Genomic DNA, 23,638 nt, shown 5'->3' on the forward strand with positions numbered 1-23,638 from the left:
TTTAGAGTAGTTTAGAGTATGCGGGCATGGACGACTCGACGTTGGCGCAGCTCATCGCGGGTCTGCGTCGCTTCGGAGCCGAACCCAGCCAGATCGAGGTGAAGGCCGCAGTCGGCGGACTGCCGAAGACGGCCGTCGAGACGTTGTCCGCGTTCGCGAACACCAACGGCGGCGTGCTGGTGCTCGGGATCGATGAGGAGCGGGGCTTCGCGCCGGTCGGTCTCGCCGATCCGGGCCGTCTGCGCGACAACCTCGTCGGCGTCGCGAGCGACAATCTGGACCCGCCGCTGCGACTGTCCACCGCCCTGGTCGAATTCGAAGGCCGTCCGCTCGTTGTCGCCGAGATCGACCCGATTCCCTCAGACCTCCGACCCTGCTTCGTGAGCAGCAAGGGAATCAGCGGCGGCTCGTTCGTACGCGTCGGTGATGGCGACCGCAGGATGACCCAGGCCGAAATCGGCCTGGCCATCGCCAATCGGGGTCAGCCTCGCCACGACCTGGACCCCGTGACCGACGCGAGCCTGGACGATCTGGACATGGCCGCGGTCGCCCGAACGCTGGCCCGGGTCCGCCGAAACACCCGTGCGCTCCGGGAAATCAACGACGAACAGGCAATGCAGCGTCTGCGAATCCTGGTGCCCGGCCCCGACGGCAAGCCGGTGCCCTCTCTCGCCGGTCTGCTGGCCTTCGGTGTCTACCCGCAGCAGTTCTTCCCCCAGCTGATCATCTCGGTCGTCGTGCATCCCGCAAGGCGAGACATCGGCGGCGGTCCCCGGTTCGACGACACCTCGTTCGTCAAGGGCTCCATACCGGACATGGTCGACGAGACGCTCTCCGCGCTGCGCACGCATATGCGGATCCGCGGCTACGTCAGTGAGTCGGGACGACGCGAGCAGCCGGAGTATCCGTTGGAGGCGGTCCGCGAGGCGGTCGTCAACGCCGTGCTGCACCGTGACTACAGCGGCGTCAGCCGCGGCACACAAATCCAGGTGGAGATGCACCCGGACCGGTTGGTGGTGAAGAGTCCCGGCGGTCTGTTCGGCCCGGTGACGTTGGACGAGCTCGGCAGCGAGGGAGTCACGTCCTCCCGCAACGGTTTCCTCGCGATCCTGCTCAGCGACACCTACATGCCCGACGGCGACCATCTCGTCGCCGAGAACCTCGCCTCGGGCATTCCCGCCATGATCCGCGCGACCAGGACGCTCGGTCAGCCGAGGCCGATCTTCCGCAACAGCCCGAGCCGGTTCGAAGTCGAGTTCAGCCGGTCGGAGCTGTTCGACCCGGCCACCAGGAAGTGGCTCGCCGGCCTCGATCAACCAGGCCTCACTCAGCTGCACCAGCTCGCTCTGGCCACGATGCGGCATGGTCAGCCGGTCAGCAACGCCGCGCTCCGTGAGTACGGAGCAAGCGCGGCACAGGCGACGCAGGTCTTGCGCGACCTCGTCGAACTTGGACTGGCCATCCGGGAGGGCGGTCGCCGCTACGCCTCGTACGGGCTGGCCGACAGTCGGCCCGATCTGTTCGAGGACGCGCCCCCTCCCGTCGACGTGGCCGACGCGTTGTACGAGCTCGGCGCGGCACGAGCCGGCCAACTTCAGGAAATCACCGGACTGTCGAGGCCGACCGTGCTGGCGAGGCTGCGGGCCCTGATGGCCGAAGGGCTCGTCACCGTGGAGGGAGCACCGCGCAGTCCCACCCGGACCTATCACTGGACGGAACGCCGCTCCTGACTTGACGTAGCGCCGGTGCGCGTGATCCCGCATGTGGAAGGGGATATTCGTGCGCCGGCACGGTATGTCGGCGGGAGCCGGGGCAACGCCCGGAGGACAACCCGCCGGAGGCCAGTCGGCGTGCCCCACACTGGAGAGGTGAGCGAGCAGATCGAGTGGGCGCGGCTGGCCGAGGCGGACGAGATGGACAGCCCGTGGCGGCACTGGGGTCCCTACCTGTCCGGACGGCAGTGGGGCACGGTTCGCGAGGACTACTCGGCCAGTGGGGACGCCTGGTCGTTCTTTCCGTTCGACCACGCCCGCTCACGCGCCTACCGGTGGGGCGAGGACGGCATCTCGGGCATCTGCGATCGGCACGGCTTCCTGAACCTGGCGCTGGCGCTGTGGAACGGCAAGGACCCGATCCTCAAGGAGCGGTGGTTCGGCCTGGCCAACGAGGAGGGCAACCACGGGGAGGACGTCAAGGAGCACTGGTGGATCCAGGACGGCACGCCCACGCACTCCTGGATGAGCGTGCTCTACCGGTACCCGCAGGCGGAGTACCCGTACCAACAGCTGCGGGAGATGGCCAAGGCGGCGGGGCGGCAGGGGCGGGAGCCGGAGCTGGCGGACACGGGGGTGCTGGCGGAGGACCGGTTCTTCGATGTGGTGACGACGTACGCCAAGGCGGGCCCGCACGACATCTGCGTGGAGATCTCGGCGACGAACCAGGGGCCGGACGCGGCGCCGCTGCATCTGTTGCCGCAGTTGTGGTTCCGCAACACCTGGGCGTGGGGTAGGGATGCCAGGAGGCCGGCGCTGGAGGCGATCCGGGTGCACGGGCGGTGCGCGGTGGTGGCGGAGCACTCGTCGCTGGGCCGCTACACGCTGCACCTGGACGGCGCGCCGACGCTGCTGGTGACGGACAACGAGACGAACGACGTGGAGCTGTTCGGCAGCGCCAACAACGAGACCCGGTACACGAAGTGCGGCATCGACGCCCACGTGGTGCGGGGCGAGAGCGGCACGTGCCAGGTGATCCACGACGGCAGCGCGTCGCGCCCGGGCACGAAGGCAGCGGCCTGGTACCGCTTCGACTCGGTGGCCCCGGGCGAGACGGTGATCATCCGGTTGCGACTGATCGCCGGCAACGGCCACGTCGACCCGTTCGGCGCGACCTTCCACACGGCCGTGCAGGACCGTAAGCGCGAGGCCGACGAGTACCACGACAGCATTGCCCCGGAGCTGGACAACGAGCGCAAGCAGGTGCTGCGACGGTCGCTGGCCGGTCTGATGTGGACCAAGCAGCATTACCGCGCTTCAAGGTGCGGGACTGGCTGGCCGGCGACCCGGCCCAGCCGCCGGCCCCGGACCTGCGGCGCGGCATCGGCCGCAACGTGCACTGGCGGCACTTCGACGTGGCCGACGTGATCTCCATGCCGGACGAGTGGGAGTACCCCTGGTTCGCGGCCTGGGACCTGGCCTTCCAGGCGGTGCCGTTCGCGCTGGTGGACCCGGCCTTCGCCAAGGAGCAGCTGCTGTTGCTGTGCCGCGAGTGGATGATGCACCCCAACGGCCAGCTGCCGGCCTACGAGTGGGACTTCGGCGACGCCAACCCGCCGGTGCACGCGTGGGCGGCGTTGCAGGTGTACAGGGCGGAGGCCGTGCCGGACCGCACGTTCCTGTCCAAGGTGTTCCACAAGCTGCTGCTGAACTTCTCGTGGTGGGTCAACCGCAAGGACGCCGACGGCAGCGACCTGTTCGAGGGCGGCTTCCTCGGCATGGACAACATCGGCCCGGTCAACCGGTCCACGCCGATGCTGGGCGACTGGCGGCTGGAGCAGTCGGACGCCACGTCCTGGATGGCGGCGTTCAGCCTGCACCTGTTGCAGATCGCGCTGGAGCTGGCCCGCGAGGACGAGTCCTACGAGGACGTGGCCACGAAGTTCGTCGAGCACTTCCTCTACATCGCCCGCGCCTTCAACCAGTTCGGGTCCAGCACCCGCGGGCTGTGGCACGACGAGGACGGCTTCTGCTACGACATCGTGTCCCGGCAACTGCCCGACGGCAGCGTCGAGTCCGAGCATGTCCGCGTGCGGTCCATGGTCGGTCTGATGCCGGTGCTGGCCCAGGCGGTGTTGGAGCCGTGGGTGTTCGCCGAGCTGCACGGCTTCACCAGCCGGTTGGACTACCTGCTGCGCAAGCAGCCCGAGTTCGCCCAGTTCATCACCTGGCAGCAGGTCGGCGACGAGCGCCGGGCCAACCTGGCGCTGCTGGACGCCAAGAAGCTGGGCCGGGTGCTGGGCCGCATGTTCGACGAGGGGGAGTTCCTGTCCCCGCACGGCATCCGCTCGCTGTCGGCGGCCCACCGGGACGGGCTGGACGTGCAGTTCGCCGGCCAGGCCCACATGATCGGCTACGAGCCGGGCGAGTCGATGACGCCGATGTTCGGCGGCAACTCCAACTGGCGCGGCCCGATCTGGTTCCCCACCAACGCCCTGCTCGTCGAGGCACTGCGCCAGGTGGACGACTTCCACGACGGCCAGTTCCACGTGGACCTGCCCACCGGCTCCGGCCAGGCGGTCACCGCGGGTCAGGCCGCCGACGAGCTGGCCCGCCGGCTGGTGAGCATCTTCCTGCCCACCGGGGACGGCAGCAGGCCGTGCGACGGCAAGCGGGTCGAGGCGACGGATTCGCCCTTGTGGCGACCCCACATCACCTTCAGCGAGTACTTCGACGGCGACACCGGCGAGGGTCTCGGGGCCACTCACCAGACCGGTTGGACGGCCCTGGTGGCCCGGCTGCTGGCTACACCGAATCACAATCGAGCACGACAGGCGTGAGTTCCCGTGCAGTGAGATGACGCACCCAGGGGCCCGGGATCTCCGCAGCGGCTTCGATGGCCGCCCGGTGATCCTGGATCCGCGCCAACTTCTCGACCGTGCTGATGTTGTTATTGGGATAGACGAGATAACGCGCGGCGGACAGGCACAACATCCGACGCTCGGCTGGATTGCGTCGAATGCGCCCGTCGGCGCCGAGCAACACGTAGCCGTCCCGAGCCGCCTCGGCGATCCATCGCACGTCGGCAACGAGCTGTCCCTGCTGCTCCCCGTAGCGCTCGGCCAGCGTCTGCACCTCGAACCCGAGCTCACGGACAGCAGTCGCGATGCGCCAGCTGATGCTGCGGTCGCAGAAGAGCTTCAACACGACAGAAATCGACCTCGCCCGAGCTCTCAGCCGACCCGCTCGGCCCTGAACACGGCTTCGGTCACTTCGTCCACGCTGAGTCGGAAGTCCGCAGCGACGTCCTCGATCGGGTCGCCCGCGTGAACCTGTCCGACAACCGCGTCCACCGGCACGCCGTTGCCGGCGAAACTGGGCCGACCAAAGTTGATGTTCGGGTCGGCGATCACCTTCGCGATCTCGTAGTCGGGAAGCACCAGCACATCGGCGAACCCATCCGCCGCGTAGTGGATACCCCGCAACCGATCCTGGACGACCTTGCGAAACACGTACTGGCCGTTGCGCAGTACCACCAGTTTCTTCGCCTCGGCCCGTGTGTTCTCGTCCCGGTCCGTCACTTCCCAGAGCAGGTCGGCACCGTCGGTGTAAAGCTGCTGGGAGGCCAGCGCGTGTTCGACGCCGAGCCGATCCCGCACGAGTTCCAGCGCCGGCCGGATCCGTTGCAGCGGAACTCCGGCGGCCCGTAGGGACGCCAAGAACGCCGCTTCCGCGAGTCCGACGAAGGGAATGGACGGGTCGCCGGCCCGAGCAGGCGGCACATACGTGACCAGTGGTCGGCCGACAACCGGCGGTCGCTCCACCCGGCGCCGCTGATAACCACGAGCCCAACTGGAAAATGTGCTCGCCCGCATGGCCAACGCCCGTGAGGCGTCGACCTGCGTGTACAGCGGGACGTCGAACCGCAGTTCGTCCGCTCCGGGCTGCTCGAGCACTGCCGTGGACACCCCAGCAGTATGGCAGCTGCGATCTTGCCCTACCCAGCTACCGTCGGTGACTTTTCCGCCACTTGGCGGACATGGTCGTGACAAAACGTAACCATTGGGGGCCTATCAACTGACACGATCGGGTGACAGGATGCGGCAAAACCGACAGTGAGCGGAGGCCGCCTTGTTCAGACCCGCAGGAAGAGCCGTGCTGGCCCTGCCCATCGTTCTGCTGATCGCCGCCGGGTGTGGCGCCACCGGCAACGGCAGCGGTGACAGCGGCAGCGCCGGCTCCTCGACGACGGCCGACAGCGGCCCGGGCAAGAACGCGGCGCTGGCCGCGATGGTGCCGGCGGACGTGGCCAAGGACGGCAAACTGACCATCGGCACCGACACCACGTACGCGCCCAGCGAGTTCGTGGACGAGAACAACAAGAACGTCGGCATGGACATCGACCTCGGCGACGCGGTCGCCAAGGAGCTGGGCCTGAGCGCCGACTTCCAGACCGCCAGCTTCGACGGCATCCTGGCCGGCCTCTCGGCCGGCAAGTTCGAGCTGGCGATGTCCTCCTTCAGCGTGAACACCGAGCGCCTGCAGACCGTGGACATGGTCAGCTACTTCACGGCCGGCACCTCGATGGCCGTGCTCAAGGGCAATCCGGGCGGCCTGACCCTGGACACCCTGTGCGGGCACACCGTGTCGGCGCAGAAGGGCACCACCCAGGCCGACGACCTGGCCGCCCGCTCGGCCAAGTGCACGGGCGACGGCAAACTGGCCATCACCGTCTCCGAGTTCCAGGCCCAGACCGACGTGACGCTGGCGCTGACCTCCAAGCGCGCGGAGGCCATGCTGGCCGACTCGCCGGTGGTGGACTACGCGATCAAGCAGACCGGCCAGCTGGAGAAGGTCGGCAACTCCTACGCCAACGCCCCGTACGGCATCGGCGTGGCCAAGAACAAGGGCGACCTGGCCAAGGCCGTGCAGGGCGCGATGCAGGCCCTCATCGACGACGGCACGTACAAGAAGATCCTGGACAAGTGGGGCGTCGGCGCGGGCGCGGTCACCAAGTCCGAACTGAACCCGCAGACCTCCGGCTGAGGCCACGACGGTGTCGAACCCGATCAAGGCCGTGCCGGTCCGCCACCCGGGACGGTGGCTGGCCGGCGCGGTGATTCTCGTGCTGGCCGCGATGCTGGCGCACAGCCTGGTCACCAACGAGAACTTCCACTGGGACGTCGTCGGCAAGTACCTGACCGCGTCCAACGTCCTCAACGGGCTGAAGAACACGCTGATCCTGACCGTGCTGTCGATGGCCATCGGCATCGTGGGCGGCATCCTGCTGGCGGTGATGCGGCTGTCGGCCAATCCGCTGCTGTCGTGGACGGCCGCGGCATACATCTGGCTGTTCCGCGGCACGCCGGTGATCACCCAGCTGCTGTTCTGGTTCTTCCTGGCGGCGCTGTATCCGCGGCTGGGCCTGGGCATCCCGTTCGGGCCGACGTTCCTGTCGGTGGACACCAACTCGCTGATCGCGCCGTTCACCGCGGCCCTGCTGGGCCTCGGCCTGAACGAGGCGGCCTACATGGCGGAGATCGTGCGCGGCGGCATCCTGTCGGTGGACCACGGGCAGACCGAGGCGGCCGAGGCGCTGGGCATGAGCCGGGCCAAGATCCTGCGCCGGATCGTGCTGCCGCAGGCCATGCGGGTGATCATCCCGCCCACCGGCAACGAGACGATCTCCATGTTGAAGACGACCTCGCTGGTGATCGTGATCGCCTACTTCGAGCTGATGACGGCCGTGCAGCAGATCTACTCCCGCAACTTCCAGACCATCCCGCTGCTCATCGTGGCGGCGATCTGGTACCTGCTGCTGACCTCGATCCTGACGGTGATCCAGGGCCGGATCGAGAAGCACTTCGCCCGAGGGGTGGCGACCCGATGACCGAGCTGATGGTCAAGGCCGAGGGGGTGCACAAGAGCTTCGGACGGACCGAGGTGCTCAAGGGCATCGACCTGGAGGTCCGTCCGGGCGAGGTGATGTGCGTGATCGGGCCGTCCGGCTCGGGCAAGTCCACGCTGCTGCGCTGCGTCAACCACCTGGAGAAGATCAACGCGGGCCGGCTGTGGGTCGACGGCGAGCTGGTCGGCTACACCCAGAAGGGCGACAAGCTCTACGAGCTGCGCGACCGGGAGGTGGCCCGCAAGCGGCAGGAGATCGGCATGGTCTTCCAGCGCTTCAACCTGTTTCCCCACATGACGGCCGTGGAGAACGTGATGGAGGCGCCGGTCCAGGTCAAGCGGGAGTCCAGGGCGGAGGCCCGCGACCACGCCATGCGGCTGCTGACCCAGGTGGGGCTGGCCGACAAGACCGGCTCCTACCCGAGCCAGCTCTCGGGCGGCCAGCAGCAGCGGGTGGCGATCGCCCGTGCGCTGGCCATGCGGCCCAAGCTGATGCTGTTCGACGAGCCGACCTCGGCGCTGGACCCGGAGCTCGTCGGCGACGTGCTGGCGGTGATGCGCCAGCTCGCCGCCGACGGCATGACCATGGTCGTGGTCACGCACGAGATGGGCTTCGCGCGCGAGGTCGGCGACTCGCTCGTGTTCATGGACGGCGGTGTGGTGGTCGAGCAGGGCTCGCCCCGGGAAGTGATCGCCGCCCCGCAACACGAGCGGACCAGGTCATTTCTGGCGAAGGTGCTCTGACAGCCAGCAGGCCAGGTCGGTCAGCGGCTGCTGGTCGATGGGCTGGAAGTCGTCGGCGAACACCGACGGCGTCCGGCCCAGCGAGTGCCCCAGCGTCGGATAGAAGCGCAACGAGCCGTGCAGGGCGGCGTTCAGCCTGAACGCCCCCGTCGGCGGCACGTTGGCGTCGCGGCCGCCCTGCAGGATCAGCGTCGGGAACTTGCGCAGGGCCTTGGCCTGGTCCAGCACCGACGGAAGGGCCCGGTCCGGGGCGTAGATGTTGAAGAAGCCGCCGGGCGCGAACTGCACGTCGAACGCCTTCTGCAGGCCGGGCAGGAACTCGGTGTCCACGTCCAGCTTGCCGTTGCCGTTGGTGTCGACGGCCGGGTCGACGGTGTAGTCGCCCTGGTACGCCTTGGGCGCGATGAGGCTGATGTACTCCGTGGCCACCAGGCCGCCGCCACCGGTGTTGGCCCGTTTCAGGTCGTCCGGCGCCAGCGCCGTGCCGAAAGTCCGCAGGTAGGGCTGGGCGACGCGGGTGGCCTGGTCGGTGAACAGGCTCCGCCAGTCCTGCGTCACCGGGCCCTGGAACACCACGCCGGCCAGCTCGGGGTGCTTCGCGGCCAGCGCGGCGGCGACGGTGCTGCCCTCGCTCCAGCCGTACAGGAACACCTTGTGCTTGTCGACGTGCTCGTCGGCCTCGGCGGCGGCCAGCACGGTGCCGGCGTCGTCGAGCATCTTGGGCAGGTCCAGCTTGGTGTAGAAGCTGGCGTAGTCGGCCGTGCCGTCCGGGTTGACGTACCGCTTGTCGTAGCGCATCACGGCGAAGCCGCGGGCGGTCAGCGCGGCCGAGATGTCGGCGAAGATCGTCGACTTGCCCTGGATGTTGGCATCCCGGTTCTCCGGCCCGGAGCCCGGGACCAGCACCACGACCGGCGCGTGCCCGACATTGGTCGGGTAGTCCAGCTGGCCGCCCCCGGCGAAGTCGCCGAACTGGAACGTGAACTGCTCGTGCGCGACAGCGGCCGGCGCCGCCTGCGCGGTGGTCGCGCCGCCCAGCACCAGGCCGGCAGCGGCGAGTATGGCAAGTCCCCTCATGCCCGGAACCGTATTCCGGATGCTGGTCTGCTGTCCGCTCAAATAGGCAGCGGGCCCGTCCGGTGGCAGGATTGCCGATCAACCAGTACCCGGACGAGGGAGAACGCCGTGGCCCGCCTCAAAGTGTTGACCGTGATCCCGGCGGTCGCCGTCGCGCTGGTCGCCGGCGGGTGCGTCGAGTCGACGACCACCTCCGCCCCCGGCACGGACGGCGTCGCGCTGGTCCAGTCGGGCAAGCTGCTCACCTGCGCCCACCTGCCGTACGTGCCGTTCCAGTACAAGGACGGCAACGACGTCGTCGGCTTCGACGTGGACGTGGTCGACTTCGCGGCCAAGAAGCTCAACGTCCCGCAGCAGATCGTGGACACGCCGTTCGACGGCATCAAGTCCGGCGCCGACCTCAACTCCAACCAGTGTGACGTCGTGGCCGGCGCGATCACCATCAACGACACGCGGGCCCAGAACTTCGACTTCACCATCCCGTACTTCCAGGCCACCCAGGCGCTGCTGACCAAGACCGGCAACGACTTCAAGACGCTGGAGTCGCTGGCCGGCAAGAAGGTCGGCGTGCAGTCGGACACCACCGGCGAGGCCTACATCAAGGGCTGGAACGCCAAGAACGGCGGCGTGATCACCGCGGTGGCCTTCGAGGACTCGGCGCTGCTGGAGACGGCGGTCAAGACCGGCCAGGTCGACGCGTCCATCAACGACAACGGCATTCTCTACGACTACGCCAAGAAGAACCCGGACACGCAGGTCAGCGCCGAGTTCAACACCAACGAGCAGTACGGCTTCGGCGTGAAGAAGGGCAACGCGGCGCTGTTGAAGGTGCTCAACGACGCCATCAAGGCCTCGGCCGCGGACGGCAGCTACGCCAAGGCCTACCAGAAGTGGTTCGGCAAGCGGCCGTCGTGGCAGCCGGGCGACTCGACCTCGGCCACGCCGACCACCACGAGCAAGGGCTGAATCGGTGGCGCTGACCCGTCGGCAGCGCCGGACGGCGATCCGCGGCACGCAGTACGGCGTGCTGGTGGTCGTCGTCCTGGTGGTGGCCTTCGCCGCCAACTGGCGTGACATCCAGCGCGGCTTCTTCGACCTGGACGCGGCCCGGCAGCTGTTCCCGGACGTGTTGAGCACCGCGCTGGTCAACACCGTCAAGTACACGGTGCTGGGCTTCGTGTTCGGCCTGGTGCTGGGCCTGATCCTGGCGCTGATGCGGCTGTCCTCGGTGCCGCCGTACCGCTGGATCGCCACCGTCTACATCGAGTTCTTCCGTGGTGTGCCGGCCCTTCTGGTGTTCCTGGCCTTCGGCTTCGGCGTGCCGATCGCGTTCCACATCCGGTTCACCACCCTGAGCACCGTGGTGGTGGCGTTGGGCCTGGTCGGCGCCGCGTACATGGCGGAGACGATCCGCGCCGGCATCCAGGCGGTGCCCAAGGGACAGATGGAGGCGGCGCGCTCGCTGGGCATGTCCCAGCTCCGGGCGATGGTGTCGATCATCATCCCGCAGGCCTTCCGGATCGTGCTGCCGCCGCTGACCAACGAGCTGATCCTGCTGGCCAAGGACTCCTCGCTGATCTACCTGCTCGGCCTGACCGGATCCGAGTACGAGCTGACCAAGTTCGGCCGGGACGCCATGAACACCGTGCAGTCGATGACGCCGCTGATCGTGGCCGGCCTGTGCTACCTGATCATCACCATTCCGCTGTCCTATCTGTCGCGCTACCTGGAGCGGCGGACCAGCGGCGAGTCGAAGCAGGGCCTTGAGGTGTTGTCGTGAGCGTTATTGAGATTTCCGGGCTGCACAAGTCTTTCGGCTCGCTCCAGGTGCTCAGGGGCATCGACCTGACCGTCGAGCGCGGTGACGTCGTCTGCATCATCGGGCCGTCCGGCTCGGGCAAGTCGACGCTGCTGCGCTGCGTGAACCTGTTGGAGCAGCCCGATTCCGGCCGGGTCGTGGTCGACGGCACCGAGCTGACCGACCCGGACGTGGACATCGACCGGGCCCGGCGCCGGCTGGGCATGGTGTTCCAGGGCTTCAACCTGTTCAACCACCTCAACGTCCTGGACAACCTGACCATCGCGCAGCGCAAGGTGCTGGGGCGCAACCGGGACGAGGCCGAGCGGATCGCCGGGCAGAACCTGGAGAAGGTGGGCTTGGCCGGCCGCGAGCGGTCGCTGCCCTCGCAGCTGTCCGGCGGCCAGCAGCAGCGGGCGGCCATCGCCCGGGCGCTGTCCATGGACCCGCAGGTGATGCTGTTCGACGAGCCGACCTCGGCGCTGGACCCGGAGCTGGTCGGGGACGTGCTGGGCGTGATGCGCACGCTGGCCGGCGAGGGCATGACCATGCTCGTCGTGACGCACGAGATGCAGTTCGCCCGCGAGGTGGCGGACAAGGTGCTGTTCATGGACGGCGGCGTTGTCGTCGAGCAGGGTCCGCCGGCCCAGGTCATCGGCGCGCCGACGCAGGAGCGCACGCGGACGTTCCTGGCCCGGGTGCTCAACCCCACCGGTGACAACCCGTGATCATGTCCGTTCTTGTCACGAACAGCGCCTAACTGGCGACAGTGCGTTGACTTTGTTCGAGCACCGGATTTACGGTCGCCCCCTGTCGTGGTCCACATCGCAGTCGACCAAGGGGAGACGCCCATGCGGGCACGCACCATCGCCGCCGGCCTGGCCGTCGCCGCGCTGACCCTGCCGCTGGCCGCCTGCGGCGGCGGGGACTCCGCGAGCGGCGACGCCAAGACGATCAAGATCGTCTACCGGAACTACAGCGACTTCCCGCAGATGGACACCTTCATGAAGTCGGTGAAGAAGGAGTTCGAGGCGGCCAATCCCGGCATCACCGCCCAGCTGACCCCGGTGTCCAGTCTGGACAGCGACTACCTGGCCAAGGTCCAGCTGATGCAGCGGTCCCCGTCGACCGCGCCGGACGTGCTGTTCGAGGACAGCTTCAACGTCAACGCGGACGCCGCCGCCGGCTACCTGCTGCCGATCGACGACTACCTGAACAAGTGGCCGGACTGGAACAGCCAGTTCATCCCCACCACCAAGCAGGCCGGCCGGGCGGTGGACGGCAAGACCTACGCGGTGCCGATGGGCACCGACTCCCGCGGCCTGTGGTTCAACAAGGACGTCTTCGCCAAGGCGGGCCTGCCCACCGACTGGCAGCCCAAGACGTGGAACGACGTGTTGGACGCGGCCCGCAAGATCAAGCAGACGCAGCCGGACGTCGAGCCCATGTACATGCCGCTGGGCAAGCCCGCGGCCGAGGCGATGTCCATGCAGTCGCTGGAGATGCTGCTCTACGGCACGCCGACCAAGGACCTGTACGACGAGAAGGCCGGCAAGTGGGTCGCGCCCAGCAAGGGCTTCGAGGACGCGCTCGGCTACGTGCAGACGGTGATGAAGGAGAACCTGGCCCAGACGGCCGCGCAGGCCGAGGACACGCAGTGGGCGCAGACCCAGATGCCGCTGCTGATGTCCCAGGGCAAGATCGGCTTCATGATGGACGGCGGCTGGTACGCCCGGTACTGGGAGCCCGGCGGCGTCGCGCCGTGGGCGGACTGGTCCAAGACCCTGGGCACCACCAAGTTCCCCACCCAGAACGGCCAGGCCCCCGGCAATGTGACGCTGTCCGGCGGCTGGACGCTGGCGGTCGGCGCGAGCACCGGCAACGCCGACGCCTCCGTCAAGTTCATCCAGACCGCGCTGAACAAGGAGAACTCGGCGGCCATCGACGTGGCCTGCTCGTGGCTGCCGGTGCGCGAGGACGTGAAGGCCGATTCGCGGCTGGCGCAGAAGGACCCGACCGAGCCGTTCTGGAGCAGCCTCGTGTCGTTCACCCGGTACCGGCCGACGCTGCCCGAGTACCCGCAGGTCTCCAACGCCATGGACGTGGCCGGCGACTCCGTGGTCAACGGCGGCGAGCCGGCGAAGGCGGCCCAGCAGTTCGCGCAGGACGTGTCCAAGGCGGTCGGCGCGGACAAGGTGAAGACCGGTTGAGGCGCTCTCCCCGGCTCGGGGTGTGGCTGCCGCCGCTCGCCCCGTCGATCGTCCTGTTGGGACTGTTCGTCGCCGGCCCGATCCTGTGGTGCTTCTACGCGGCCTTCACCAACTCCGCGCTGAGCGGGATCGCCGCCCGGCGGCCCAAGTTCGTCGGCATCGACAACTTCACCACGGCGTTCACCAGTCCCGACGTCGCCTCGTCGCTGTGGCTGACGGTGGTCTTCGTGCTGCTGTCGGCCGTGGTCGGGCAGAACGGGCTCGGCATCCTGCTGGCGGTTTTCCTTCAGCAGCGCGGAAAGCTGCTGCGGGGCATCGTCGGCACGGTGGTGGTCGCGGCCTGGGTGCTGCCGGAAGTCGTTGCGGCGTTTGCCATCTACGCCTTCCTCAACGCCCAGGGCACGCTCAACGAGGTGCTCGGCTGGTTCGGGATGGGCCAGAACTGGCTCTACACCGCGCCGATGCTGGCCGTGGTGCTGGCCAACATCTGGCGCGGCACCGCGTTCTCCATGCTCGTCTACCAGGCGGCGCTGAGCGAGGTGCCCAGCGATCTGGTCGAGGCGGCGCAGGTGGACGGGGCCGGGCCGCTGCGGCGGTTCTGGCACGTGGTGCTGCCGGTGATCCGCCGGACCGTCGTCACCAACCTGATGCTGATCACGCTGCAGACGCTGGGCGTCTTCGGGCTGATCTACGTGCTGACCGCGGGCGGGCCCGACAACAAGACCCGGACGTTGCCGCTGCTGATGTACGAGCAGGCCTTCAAGTTCGGGCAGATCGGCTACGGCACCGCGATCGCCCTGGTGCTGCTGGTGCTCGGCGCGGTGTTCTCCCTGGTCTACATCCGCAGCCTCAAGGCGGAGGTCTGAATGCGCGGCCCCCGCTTGGTGGTCAATCTGGTCCTGCTGGTCGTCGCGGTGCTGTTCGTGGCGCCGCTGCTGTGGCTGGTGACGGCGTCCTTCGACACGCACGGCGGCTTGGCCGCGAAGGTGCCGGGAGACTTCACCCTGGGCAACTTCGGCCAGATCCTCAACTGGGAGGTCGGCGGCCGGCCGCTGGTCAACGGCCTGTTGATCAGCTCCGGCACGGCGGTCATCGCGGTGGTGGTGGCGGTGCTGGCGGCGTATCCGCTGTCCCGCTTCCAGCTGCGGTTCCGGCGGCCTTTCCTGTACACGATCCTGTTCACCACCGGCCTGCCGGTGACGGCGATCATGGTGCCGGTGTACGGCCTGTTCGTCCGGCTGTCCCTGGTCGACTCGCTGTGGGGGACCACGGTGTTCCTGGCCGCCACCGCGCTGCCGATGGCCATCTGGATGTGCAAGAACTTCATGGACGGCATCCCCATCAGCCTGGAGGAGGCGGCCTGGGTCGACGGCGCCTCGTCGTTGCAGGCGCTGCGTTCGATCGTGCTGCCGCTGATGGCCCCGGGCGTGGCCGTGGTCGGGATCTTCACGTTCATCACGGCCTGGGGCAACTTCTTCGTGCCGTTCGTCCTGCTGCTCGACCCGGACAAGATGCCGGCCTCGGTGGGCATCTTCTCCTTCTTCGGCCAGAACGGGCTCGTCGCCTACGGGCAGCTGGCGGCCTATTCGATCCTGTACACCGCGCCCGTGCTGGGGCTGTATCTGGTGGTGTCCCGGTGGCTCGGCGGCGGCTTTAGCATGGCGGGAGCAGTCAAGGCCTGAGGGAGGCACCGCGTGACCGACCACGTGCTGGCGCTCGACGTGGGCGGCACCAAGATCGCCGCCGGGCTCGTCGACGCGCAGGGCTCCGTGGTGCGCCGGGCCGTCCGGCCCACTCCCGCGCACGACGCCGAGCTGGCCTGGCAGGCCGTCGCCGACCTGGTCACCGAGGTGTTGGACGGCGCCGTGCCCAGTGCCGTCGGCATCGGCTCCGCCGGTCCCGTCGACACCGATGCCGGCACCGTCAGCCCCATCAACATCAACGGCTGGCAGGCCTTCCCGCTGCGCTCTCGCGTCGAGGCGTTGCTGCCCGGCGTGCCCGTCTCGCTGGCCGGCGACGGCCTGTGCATCGCGCTGGGCGAGCACTGGCTGGGCGCCGGCCGCGGCAGCCGCTTCATGGTCGGCATGGTCGTGTCCACCGGCGTCGGCGGCGGGCTCGTGTTGGACGGCAAGCCCTTCGGCGGCCGCACCGGCAACGCCGGGCACATCGGGCACGTCGTCGCCGAACCCGACGGCTGGCCCTGCACCTGCGGCGGCCGGGGCTGCGTCGAGACCGTGGCCGGCGGGCCGAACATGGTGCGCTGGGCCCGCGAGCAGGGCTGGACCGGCTCCGACGGCATCGAGCTGGAACGCTCCGCCCGCTCCGGCGACCCCGCGGCCGCCGCTGCCTTCGACCGCGGCGGCCGGGCCGTCGGCCTGGCCATCGCCGCGGCCGCCGCCATCTGCGACCTCGACCTCGCCGTCATCGGCGGCGGCCTGTCCCGGGCCGGCGACCTGCTGTTCGACCCCATCCGCCAGACGCTGAAGATCCACGCCGGCCTGTCGTTCCTGCGCGGCCTCCAGGTCGTGAAAGCCGAACGCGACGACTCCGGACTGATCGGAGCCGCCGCGCTGGTCCTGCTGTGAATGCAGGGAAGGACGCCTTACCCGCGTTCAACGAGGGTAAGGCGTCCTTCCCTGCATAACCCGGGTCAGTGGACGGCGATCTCCTTCAGCTTGGGGTTGCCGTCGTCGGCGTCGTAGTCCGCCTTGTTGGTGGCGTCGAGGCCGTTGAACCACTTGGCCTGCCGCGCGATCAGCGTGACGACGACCGCGATGATCAGGTTGGCGGCCAGGGCGACCGCGCCGACGTAGATCTGCACGGTCGAGCCGGCGAAGGGGTGCCAGCCGAACAGCGAGATGTTGCCGGCGGCCAGGGCCGAGCCACCGAAGTGCAGGTGGCCGTTGGCCGGGTTGGGGATGGTGTAGAGCAGGTACAGGCCCCAGCCCATGCCGACGATCCAGCCGGCGACCAGGCCCCAGCGGTGCAGCCAGCGCGTGTAGAGCGCGATGGCCACGGCCGGCAGGGTCTGCAGGATGATCACGCCGCCGATGAGCTGGAGGTCGATGGAGAACTGCGGGTCGACGAAGAGCACGAAGGCGACGGCGCCGAACTTCACCACCAGCGAGGCCAGCTTGGCCTGGGTGGCCTCCTGCTTGGGGGTGGCGTTGCGGTGGAAGTACTCCTTGTAGATGTTGCGGGTCCACAGGTTGGCCGCGGCGATGGACATGATCGCGGCGGGCACCAGGGCGCCGATGCCGATGGCGGCGAAGGCGATGCCGGCGAACCACGCGGGGAACTGCTGCCCGAACAGCACGGGCACGATGGTGTTGGAGTCGGGCTTGCCGGTGGCCTGGTTGACGATGGGCTTGGCCCCGGACACCAGCGCGACGTAGCCGAGCAGCGCCAGCAGGCCCAGCACCAGCGAGTAGGCCGGCAGCGCGACCATGTTCTTCTTGATCACGGTCCGGCTCTTGGAGGCCAGGATGCCGGTGATCGAGTGCGGGTACAGGAACAGCGCCAGCGCGGAGCCCAGGGCCAGCGTGGCGTACTGGAGCTGGTTGGTCGGCCCGAGCAGCGTGGACCCGAACGGCTTGCCGGTGGTGGGGTTGGTCTTGGCCAGCGCGGTCGAGGCCTGGTCGAAGATGTGGCCCCAGCCGCCCAGCTTGGCCGGCAGGTAGATGATCGCCACGATGATCACCAGGTAGATCAGCGCGTCCTTGACGAAGGCGATCAGCGCGGGCGCCCGCAGGCCGGACTGGTAGGTGTACACGGCCAGGATCACGAAGGCGATGAACAGCGGCAGGTGGCCGAGCAGGCCGCTGCCGTTGACGCCCATGGTCCGCAGCACCGACTCCAGGCCGACCAGCTGCAACGCGATGTACGGCATGGTGGCGACGATGCCGGTGATGGCGATCAGCAGGGCCAGCAGCGAGGAACCGTAGCGGCCGCGCACGAAGTCGGCCGGCGTGACGTAGCCGTGCATCCGGGACACCGACCACATGCGCTGCAACGGCAGGAAGATGATCGGGTACAGCACGACGGTGTAGGGCAGCGCGTAGAAGCCGAGCGCGCCGGCGCCGAAGATCAGGGCGGGCACCGCGACGAAGGTGTACGCGGTGTAGAGGTCGCCGCCGACCAGGAACCAGGTGACCCAGGCGCCGAACTTGCGACCGCCGAGGCCCCACTCGTCGAGGTGGTCGAGGGTGCTGCCGGCCTGCCAACGGGACGCCATGAAGCCCATCACGGCGACCAGCACGAACAGCACCAGGAACACGACGAGCTGCACAACCTGATCGGTGCTCATCGGCGCTCACCCTTGCTCTTCGCGTAGACCACGCCGACGCAGATGACGCCCACCGGCACGAACAGGAACTGGTACCAGTAGAAGAACGGCAGGCCGAAGACCCGAGGCCCGTCGAAGTTGTACCACGGCGTGATCAACATCAGCAGCGGGACCAGCAGCAACAGGTTCCACGGGTTCCACCGCCGCGGTGGCGGTTCACTCGGCATGGCTTCCTCCCGGCATCGTGAATGAAGCGGATGTTAAGCCGGGATGATCGTGGCCGCCCCGATCAGGTGATCAGGTGTCTGAATTGTGACCGTCGAGGTGCCGAGACCACGGATTCGGTCAGCTCGGCGCCTGATCCAGCTGGGTGGCGCTGACCGCGCCCGCCACCTGCGCGCAGTCGTCCTGGGTGATGCCGGCGACGCCCGAGGCGAGATTGGCCCGGCACGAGATGGTCAGCGCGTTGCCCAGGTCCTGGAAGGTGGACCGCGGCGTGAGCAGGTTCTCCACGCCGAACCACACCTCCACCGCCTTGGTCACGCCCAGCCCGCGCACGGTCCGGCCGTTGAACGCGGCCCCGTCGGTGATCAGGAACGCCGCCTTGTTGACCACGCCGTCGTTGGCGTGCACATCGGGGTTGTCGGTCACCCAGAACGGGCCGTTGACCCGGTCCGGCTGCTGGAACCGCTGGGGGTTGCGCATGTCCCGGATGACGCCGATGGCCGAGCCGGCGCCGATGAACCAGCGGTTGGCGCCGGCGTCGTTCGGATCGCCGGCGGTGATGCCGATGAACTTGCCGAACACGTCGGACATGCCCTCGTTGATGGCGTCGGCCTGGCCTCCCTGCAGGCCCGACGTGTGCTGGGTGACGCCGTGGGTGAGCTCGTGGCCGGTGATGTCCTCGGTGGTCACGCCCTCGCCGAAGGCCATCTGCTCGCCGTCCCAGAAGGCGTTGAGGAAGGGGCAGCGGTCGCCGGTGACGCAGACCCGGACCGTGCCGCGGATGGCCTTGCCGTTGCCGTCGCCGTAGTCGGCGCCGATCAGGGTGGTCAGGTCGAGGCCGGTGAACCGGGCGTAGAAGGTCTGCGCGTCGCCGAAGAACTTGAAGACGTTGCCGACGTCGCCCGCGCCGCTGCCGCCGGCCTCGTTGCGCACGACCGGGAACGCCGTGCCGCAGCGGATCGAGGTCAGGCTGCCGCTGACCACCCGTCGCCGCGCGTCGCAGACGTCCCGGTTGGTGGCCTCCCGGGTCTCCGACCAGGACTGCACGACGTCGGTGTGGGTGGCCCCGACGACCATGGACCACTGCTGGTCGGCCTGGGTGCCCCGGATGTGCACCACATAGACCGGTTTGGCGACGGCCGCGCCGGTGACGCCGCCCAGGGTCGGATCCCACCAGTACTGCTCGGTGGACTGCACGTTCAGGTTCTTGGCCGGCAGCTTCTTGGCGTCGGCGGTCGCGGCGACGGCCTTCTGCCCGGCGGCCTGGATCGTCCGCGAGGGGTCGGCGGGGAAGTCGCCGGACCGGGCCCGTGCGGTCTTGCCGACCGCGCTGACCAGGGAGCCGTCCTTGCCCAGCGCCTCGACGATCTGGCCGCCGAGCACCGGCACGCCGTTGATCATCTGCTGGTACCGGACGACTGTGCCGAACGGCACCGGCCGCACGTCGGCCACCTGGAGCGAGTCCGGGTCGACCTGCCAGACCTGGGCGATGTCGGGCAGGTGGGACTGGGCGGCGGCCAGCGGGGAGTTGCCGCCGGTCGAGGGCAGCGGGGTCTGCGGCAGCAGCCCGACGATCCGGCCGGTGGCGTCGGTCTGCACGGTGATCTGCGCCCGCACGCCGGTGGTCGGCGTCGGCGTGCCCGTGGAGACCTTCGGCTGCGGGCCGGGCAGCGGCACCGCGGGCGGGTCATCACCGCCGGTCAGCTCGTGGGCAAACGCTTGCACCTTGGCGTTCGGGGCCGCCACCGCGACGAGCACACCGGACGCGAGCAGCACTGCCACTCCGACGATCGCCACATCGCCGGCCAAGCCTCTGCGTGCCACGCATGACCTCCGCCCGGAAACCCGACTACTTGCCGTGTTGCTCTACGCACGGATGCACGACACTCGTTCAGGTGGCGATTACGAAGAAAGTTCACGTCTTAGCCCCGGCCGTGCTCGCGTTGACCCTGCTCAGTCCCACGGTCGCCCAGGCCGCGCCGGCGGCGCAGTGCTTCACCACCAACGCCAAGCTCACGGTCGAGGAGCAGCGGCTGACCGCGACCATGCCGGCCGGCGGCCCCGCCGTCGGCCCGACGCTGGTCACCCAGGCCGGCTTCGACCCGCTGGTCGGCGACCTCACCACCAAGCTGTGCGCGACGAAGTCCACGTCGGCCGCGCGGCAGCTGGTGACCGCCGCCGGCGACAACCTCTGGCAGACCGCCGTCGACCGCGCCCAGGGCCGCCGCCCCGGCATGGGCACGCTCGACACCCACGACGACCGCCCGCTGTACTGGGCCCGACTCCAGATGAGCAAGGCCTTGCGGCAGTGGCAGCCGCGCTTCGCCCTGTCGGCTGCCGACCGCACCGCCCTGCTCACCGCGCTCGACCACGGCTCCCGCGGCCTCAACTCGGACAAGCTGCCGACCGGCGGCGGCGTCAAGAAGATCATGGTCAGCGGCTTCGACCCGTTCGAGCTGGACGGCACCGGGGTGCGCATCTCCAACCCGGCCGGCGCGTCCGCGCTCCAGCTGGACGGACTGACCATCAGCACACCCACCGGCCCGGCCGTGGTGCAGGCGGTGACCTTCCCGGTGGTCTGGGGCTACTTCGACCAGGGCATCGTCGAGGCCGCCTACGGCACGGCGATCAAGGACACCGCCCGCCGACCGGACATGATCATGACCATCAGCCAGGGCCGCCCCGACCAGTTCGACATCGAGCGCTGGGCCGGCGGCTGGCGCGGCGGCTTCCCCGACAACAACAACGTCGGCGCCACCGGCCCGGTCCCGGCGGCCGCCGGCTGGCCGCAGCCGACCGACTCGTTCATCGAGACCACGCTGCCGTACCAGCAGATGCAGGCCACGCCCACCGGCAGCTACAAGGTCAACTTCGACCTGCTGTTCTGCGTCTGGTCGGACAGCTCGCACCCCGGCACCGGCCAGCAGGTCTGCCGCACCGACCAGCCCAAGCCCGGTGAGGTCGCCGCGCAGGGTGGCGGCGGCGACTACCTGTCCAACGAGAGCATGTACCGGTCCAACCGGGTGCGCATCGGCCTGGGGGCCACAGCCGTGCGCGGCGGGCACCTGCACACGCCCGTGCTGGGTGAGCCGGCCGGTTCGACCGCGCTGACCGACGCGGCCTTCGAGGCGCGCCGGACCGCCATCGCCGACCAAACCGTGGCACTGGTCACGGCGGCGGTGAGTGGTTTGAGCTGACCTGGGTAACACGACCTGGGGGATGCTGCTTGCCCGGAGCATCCCTCAGGTCACTGCCAGCTTGCCTGCTGGTTGAGCCGGTACGGTCGAACGACCCATAGGCGATTCGGACGAGGAGGTCCATGGTGCGGGGCGGCTGGTTGGCGGTGATCGTGCTGGCATTGGTTGGCATGGTGGGCGCCTGCGGCAGACCGGCCACGGACCTGTCCCAGCCCGCGAGCGCGACGCCGAGCTCCCCCGACAACGCCGGCGGCGCGGCGCCGCTGCCGATGCCGCGGGTGGACAGCGGCGGCGTCAGCCGGGACGCGCTGCCGGCCGTCGGTGCCTGCATCGACGCCGCTCACAAGACCGTGACCTGCGTCGATCCGCACCAGGGCGAGGTGACGCTGATCGGCGATCTGCCCGACGGGCTGCCCAGTTCGCTGCCAGACGACACCACCATGACCAAGGCCGCGCTGCCGCCGTGCCGGGACGCGCTGGCCGAGTACCTCGGCAGCCACGACGCCGACGCCACCGACCTTCAGGCCTGGGCGTTCTGGCCGCAGGCCGAGGCCTGGACGCAGGGCGAGCGCTGGCTGGTCTGCGCGGCCACCCAGATCGACTCCGCCGGCAATCCGATCACCATCACCGGCTCGCTCAAGCACGTGCTGACCGGCGCCGGCTTCGCCCGGTACCAGACCTGCACGGTCTCCTCGCCGTCGCAGAGCCAGACCCTGAAGTTCGGCCCGTGCGACAAGCCACACCTCGGCGAAGCCATGCCGGGCGTGCAGGCGCTGGGCCGTTCCACCGATCCGATGCCGGCCGCGGACACCATCAACGAGGTCGCCCGCACCCGGTGCTCGCAGGAGCTGACCAGCTATCTGGGCACGGATGCGCGGTCGGACATCACCTACACCTGGCGCGCCCCGGACACCCGGCAGGCCTGGTCGCAGGGCTACACCAACCTCATCTGCTACGCCGAAGCCGCCCGACCGGTCGGCGCGCGACTCCACAACATCGGAAACCGTCCCCTTCCGGCCTGACCGCGGTGACAGCACCCTTCGACGCACGGTGAGCTGAGCACTCCGAACCGTGAGCGCCGGGTGCCGTCCGTTCGCGGGCGGCACGGGCGACAGCAGCAACACCACCTGCAACGGCGGCCTGGACATCGGGTCCACCCTGGACTACCGGGACCGCAGCCAGGGCAACCTGAACCTGCTGATCAACTCGGCCAAGCTGACGGCCCAGTACTGCCAGCAGTTCGGCGGCGAGTTCGGGCCGTTCGTGAACACCGAGCAGACCGTGAAGGACCTGGACCTGCTGCGCGCCCTGCTGGGCCGCGACAAGATCAATTGGGTCGGCTACTCCGGCGGCACCTGGCTCGGCGCCTACTACGCGACCTACTTCCCCAACCGGGTCGGCAGGTTCGTGCTGGACTCCAACACCAACTTCACCACCGACTGGCAGGACTCGTTCGCCTGGCAGCCGCTGGGCTTCCAGCGCCGGTTCCAGGAGGACTTCCAGCCCTGGGCGGCCAAGTACGACTCGACCTTCCACCTCGGCGCCACCGCCGCGGCCGTGAACCAGATGTACGAGCAGCTGCGGGCCAAGATGGCGGCCGCCCCGCCGGTCATCGGCGGCACCACGTACAACGGCGTCGCGCTGGACAACATGATCGTCGGCGCCATGTACTCGTCCCGCAACTTCTCGGTGCTGGCGCAGAACTTCGCCGTGCTGGAGTCGGTCGTCGGCGGTGGCGCGTTCGCCGCGCACACCACCCGGTCGCTGCAGCCGATCTCGGCCGACGCGTTCCTGTCCACGTTCACGTCGATCCTGTGCAACGACACCGCGTGGCACGGCGACAAGCAGTCCCTGATCCGGGATTCCGGGCAGTCCGGCAAGAAGTACCCGCTGATCGGCTACTCCACGATCAGCCAGCCGTGCCTGTCCTGGCACCGGCCCAGCCTGCGCATGCCCACGCCCGACGGCCGTGGCCTGCCGCCGATCCTGATGGTCCAGGACACGCACGACCCGGCCACGCCGTACGAGGGCGCGGTGTTGGCGCACAAGGCGTTCGCCAATTCCCGGCTGCTGACCGTGCAGGGCCAGGGCGATCACGGCGTCTACGCCTCGACGGGCAACACGTGTGTGGACAACACCGTCGAGTCGTTCATCGTCGACGGCGTCGTGCCGCCGCGGGACAGCACCTGCGCCGGCGTGCCGCTGCCGGTCCCGGCCCAGGCCGCGCCGGTCTCGGCGGTGGACAAGGCCGCCGCCTACCGCGCGGCGGCCGGGTCGCTGCCGAGCTCGAACTGATCTGTCGTCGTCAGCGGGGAGTCCTGCTCCCCGTCGGCGACGGTGGTCTTCTGGGCCGATCTGGAGAGCGCGATGGTCGCCATCGGTAGGGCGATCGCCGCGAGCACCAGCATGGCCAGCGCCGCGAAAATCACTGGGCACCTCCTCCTTCAAGAGGAGGACGCCGGACGCCCGTGTCCGGTTGCTCA

General features: G+C 69.0%; 23 protein-coding genes. 16 read left to right on the top strand and 7 right to left on the bottom strand.

What is annotated here, in order from left to right; translation table 11 throughout:
• The first annotated feature begins 26 nt into the window (after positions 1-26).
• The 3 genes from AB0M73_RS03605 (at position 27) to AB0M73_RS03615 (ending at position 4,552) form a co-directional block, all read left to right on the top strand.
• A complete protein-coding gene (locus AB0M73_RS03605) occupies positions 27-1,730 on the top strand; it encodes an ATP-binding protein (protein ID WP_363886362.1) in 1,704 nt (567 codons plus the stop codon).
• 138 nt (positions 1,731-1,868) lie between these two features.
• Entirely contained in the window at positions 1,869-3,140 is a 1,272-nt protein-coding gene (locus AB0M73_RS03610) for a hypothetical protein (RefSeq protein ID WP_363886365.1), read from the top strand.
• Complete coding sequence (locus tag AB0M73_RS03615; protein ID WP_363886367.1) at positions 3,035-4,552, top strand: hypothetical protein; 1,518 nt, start codon at positions 3,035-3,037, stop codon at positions 4,550-4,552. Before AB0M73_RS03610 ends, AB0M73_RS03615 begins: the two co-directional genes overlap by 106 nt.
• Here the strand turns inward: AB0M73_RS03615 and AB0M73_RS03620 are convergent.
• Positions 4,518-4,919 (bottom strand): hypothetical protein, encoded by a 402-nt coding sequence (locus AB0M73_RS03620; protein WP_363886370.1) that lies wholly within the window; start codon positions 4,917-4,919, stop codon positions 4,518-4,520. The genes AB0M73_RS03615 and AB0M73_RS03620 overlap by 35 nt on opposite strands.
• 26 nt (positions 4,920-4,945) lie before the next feature.
• Positions 4,946-5,680 (bottom strand): DUF433 domain-containing protein, encoded by a 735-nt coding sequence (locus AB0M73_RS03625; RefSeq protein WP_363886373.1) that lies wholly within the window; start codon positions 5,678-5,680, stop codon positions 4,946-4,948.
• 163 nt (positions 5,681-5,843) lie between these two features.
• Between AB0M73_RS03625 and AB0M73_RS03630 the strand changes: the two genes are divergently transcribed.
• The 3 genes from AB0M73_RS03630 to AB0M73_RS03640 are packed head-to-tail and all read left to right on the top strand — an operon-like array spanning position 5,844 to position 8,363.
• Positions 5,844-6,758: an ABC transporter substrate-binding protein gene (locus AB0M73_RS03630; protein WP_363886376.1), complete on the top strand. Its 915-nt coding sequence runs from the start codon at positions 5,844-5,846 to the stop codon at positions 6,756-6,758.
• A 10-nt stretch (positions 6,759-6,768) separates the two neighbouring features.
• Positions 6,769-7,602 carry an amino acid ABC transporter permease gene (locus AB0M73_RS03635; protein ID WP_363886379.1) on the top strand — a complete coding sequence of 278 codons (834 nt, stop codon included), beginning with the start codon at positions 6,769-6,771 and terminating at the stop codon, positions 7,600-7,602.
• Complete coding sequence (locus AB0M73_RS03640) at positions 7,599-8,363, top strand: amino acid ABC transporter ATP-binding protein (RefSeq protein ID WP_043720673.1); 765 nt, start codon at positions 7,599-7,601, stop codon at positions 8,361-8,363. The genes AB0M73_RS03635 and AB0M73_RS03640 overlap by 4 nt, the downstream gene beginning before the upstream one ends.
• Here AB0M73_RS03640 and AB0M73_RS03645 read toward each other — a convergent pair.
• Complete coding sequence (locus AB0M73_RS03645; protein ID WP_363886382.1) at positions 8,340-9,440, bottom strand: alpha/beta fold hydrolase; 1,101 nt, start codon at positions 9,438-9,440, stop codon at positions 8,340-8,342. The two genes, AB0M73_RS03640 and AB0M73_RS03645, sit on opposite strands and share 24 nt — an antisense overlap.
• 108 nt (positions 9,441-9,548) lie before the next feature.
• Between AB0M73_RS03645 and AB0M73_RS03650 the strand changes: the two genes are divergently transcribed.
• The 7 genes from AB0M73_RS03650 (at position 9,549) to AB0M73_RS03680 (ending at position 16,033) form a co-directional block, all read left to right on the top strand.
• Positions 9,549-10,406: an ABC transporter substrate-binding protein gene (locus tag AB0M73_RS03650; RefSeq protein ID WP_363886384.1), complete on the top strand. Its 858-nt coding sequence runs from the start codon at positions 9,549-9,551 to the stop codon at positions 10,404-10,406.
• A gap of 4 nt (positions 10,407-10,410) precedes the next feature.
• On the top strand, positions 10,411-11,220 hold the full coding sequence (locus tag AB0M73_RS03655; protein WP_043720668.1) for an amino acid ABC transporter permease: 810 nt from the start codon (positions 10,411-10,413) through the stop codon (positions 11,218-11,220).
• Positions 11,217-11,966: an amino acid ABC transporter ATP-binding protein gene (locus tag AB0M73_RS03660; RefSeq protein WP_363886387.1), complete on the top strand. Its 750-nt coding sequence runs from the start codon at positions 11,217-11,219 to the stop codon at positions 11,964-11,966. Before AB0M73_RS03655 ends, AB0M73_RS03660 begins: the two co-directional genes overlap by 4 nt.
• A 123-nt stretch (positions 11,967-12,089) precedes the next feature.
• Entirely contained in the window at positions 12,090-13,448 is a 1,359-nt protein-coding gene (locus AB0M73_RS03665; RefSeq protein ID WP_363886390.1) for an extracellular solute-binding protein, read from the top strand.
• Complete coding sequence (locus tag AB0M73_RS03670; protein WP_363886393.1) at positions 13,445-14,314, top strand: sugar ABC transporter permease; 870 nt, start codon at positions 13,445-13,447, stop codon at positions 14,312-14,314. Before AB0M73_RS03665 ends, AB0M73_RS03670 begins: the two co-directional genes overlap by 4 nt.
• Positions 14,315-15,130, top strand: coding sequence for a carbohydrate ABC transporter permease (locus AB0M73_RS03675; protein ID WP_363886395.1), 816 nt, complete (start codon positions 14,315-14,317; stop codon positions 15,128-15,130).
• Positions 15,131-15,142: 12 nt separating this feature from the next.
• A complete protein-coding gene (locus AB0M73_RS03680; RefSeq protein WP_363886398.1) occupies positions 15,143-16,033 on the top strand; it encodes an ROK family protein in 891 nt (296 codons plus the stop codon).
• Between the two features lie 65 nt (positions 16,034-16,098).
• Here AB0M73_RS03680 and mctP read toward each other — a convergent pair whose 3' ends face one another.
• From mctP to AB0M73_RS03695, 3 genes are all read right to left on the bottom strand, one after another.
• The gene (gene mctP, locus AB0M73_RS03685; protein WP_363886400.1) at positions 16,099-17,754 is read right to left on the bottom strand and encodes a monocarboxylate uptake permease MctP; all 1,656 of its coding nucleotides are present in this window, start codon (positions 17,752-17,754) and stop codon (positions 16,099-16,101) included.
• Positions 17,751-17,960 (bottom strand): DUF3311 domain-containing protein, encoded by a 210-nt coding sequence (locus tag AB0M73_RS03690; RefSeq protein WP_052395462.1) that lies wholly within the window; start codon positions 17,958-17,960, stop codon positions 17,751-17,753. Before AB0M73_RS03690 ends, mctP begins: the two co-directional genes overlap by 4 nt.
• 118 nt (positions 17,961-18,078) lie before the next feature.
• On the bottom strand, positions 18,079-19,782 hold the full coding sequence (locus AB0M73_RS03695) for a M4 family metallopeptidase (protein WP_363886405.1): 1,704 nt from the start codon (positions 19,780-19,782) through the stop codon (positions 18,079-18,081).
• 71 nt (positions 19,783-19,853) lie between these two features.
• On the opposite strand from AB0M73_RS03695, the gene AB0M73_RS03700 reads away from it, so the two are divergent.
• The 3 genes from AB0M73_RS03700 (at position 19,854) to AB0M73_RS03710 (ending at position 23,450) form a co-directional block, all read left to right on the top strand.
• Positions 19,854-21,155: a hypothetical protein gene (locus tag AB0M73_RS03700; RefSeq protein WP_363886408.1), complete on the top strand. Its 1,302-nt coding sequence runs from the start codon at positions 19,854-19,856 to the stop codon at positions 21,153-21,155.
• A gap of 122 nt (positions 21,156-21,277) precedes the next feature.
• Positions 21,278-22,177: a septum formation family protein gene (locus AB0M73_RS03705; protein ID WP_363886410.1), complete on the top strand. Its 900-nt coding sequence runs from the start codon at positions 21,278-21,280 to the stop codon at positions 22,175-22,177.
• A gap of 49 nt (positions 22,178-22,226) precedes the next feature.
• Positions 22,227-23,450 carry an alpha/beta hydrolase gene (locus AB0M73_RS03710; RefSeq protein ID WP_363886413.1) on the top strand — a complete coding sequence of 408 codons (1,224 nt, stop codon included), beginning with the start codon at positions 22,227-22,229 and terminating at the stop codon, positions 23,448-23,450.
• Here AB0M73_RS03710 and AB0M73_RS03715 read toward each other — a convergent pair.
• Positions 23,411-23,584 carry a hypothetical protein gene (locus AB0M73_RS03715; protein WP_363886416.1) on the bottom strand — a complete coding sequence of 58 codons (174 nt, stop codon included), beginning with the start codon at positions 23,582-23,584 and terminating at the stop codon, positions 23,411-23,413. The genes AB0M73_RS03710 and AB0M73_RS03715 overlap by 40 nt on opposite strands.
• Between the last annotated feature and the right edge of the window lie 54 nt (positions 23,585-23,638).

Origin of the sequence: Kutzneria sp. NPDC051319 (genome assembly GCF_040682195.1) — a bacterium.
In the GTDB taxonomy this organism is placed as follows: domain Bacteria; phylum Actinomycetota; class Actinomycetes; order Mycobacteriales; family Pseudonocardiaceae; genus Kutzneria.

Excerpts from the sequence above, each read along its gene's own strand:
- AB0M73_RS03665 (WP_363886390.1), top strand. The coding sequence starts at position 12,090 with ATGCGGGCACGCACCATCGCCGCCGGCCTGGCCGTCGCCGCGCTGACC.
- mctP (WP_363886400.1), bottom strand. The coding sequence starts at position 17,754 with ATGAGCACCGATCAGGTTGTGCAGCTCGTCGTGTTCCTGGTGCTGTTC.
- AB0M73_RS03675 (WP_363886395.1), top strand. The coding sequence starts at position 14,315 with ATGCGCGGCCCCCGCTTGGTGGTCAATCTGGTCCTGCTGGTCGTCGCG.
- AB0M73_RS03605 (WP_363886362.1), top strand. The coding sequence starts at position 27 with ATGGACGACTCGACGTTGGCGCAGCTCATCGCGGGTCTGCGTCGCTTC.
- AB0M73_RS03690 (WP_052395462.1), bottom strand. The coding sequence starts at position 17,960 with ATGCCGAGTGAACCGCCACCGCGGCGGTGGAACCCGTGGAACCTGTTG.
- AB0M73_RS03645 (WP_363886382.1), bottom strand. The coding sequence starts at position 9,440 with ATGAGGGGACTTGCCATACTCGCCGCTGCCGGCCTGGTGCTGGGCGGC.
- AB0M73_RS03640 (WP_043720673.1), top strand. The coding sequence starts at position 7,599 with ATGACCGAGCTGATGGTCAAGGCCGAGGGGGTGCACAAGAGCTTCGGA.
- AB0M73_RS03705 (WP_363886410.1), top strand. The coding sequence starts at position 21,278 with ATGGTGCGGGGCGGCTGGTTGGCGGTGATCGTGCTGGCATTGGTTGGC.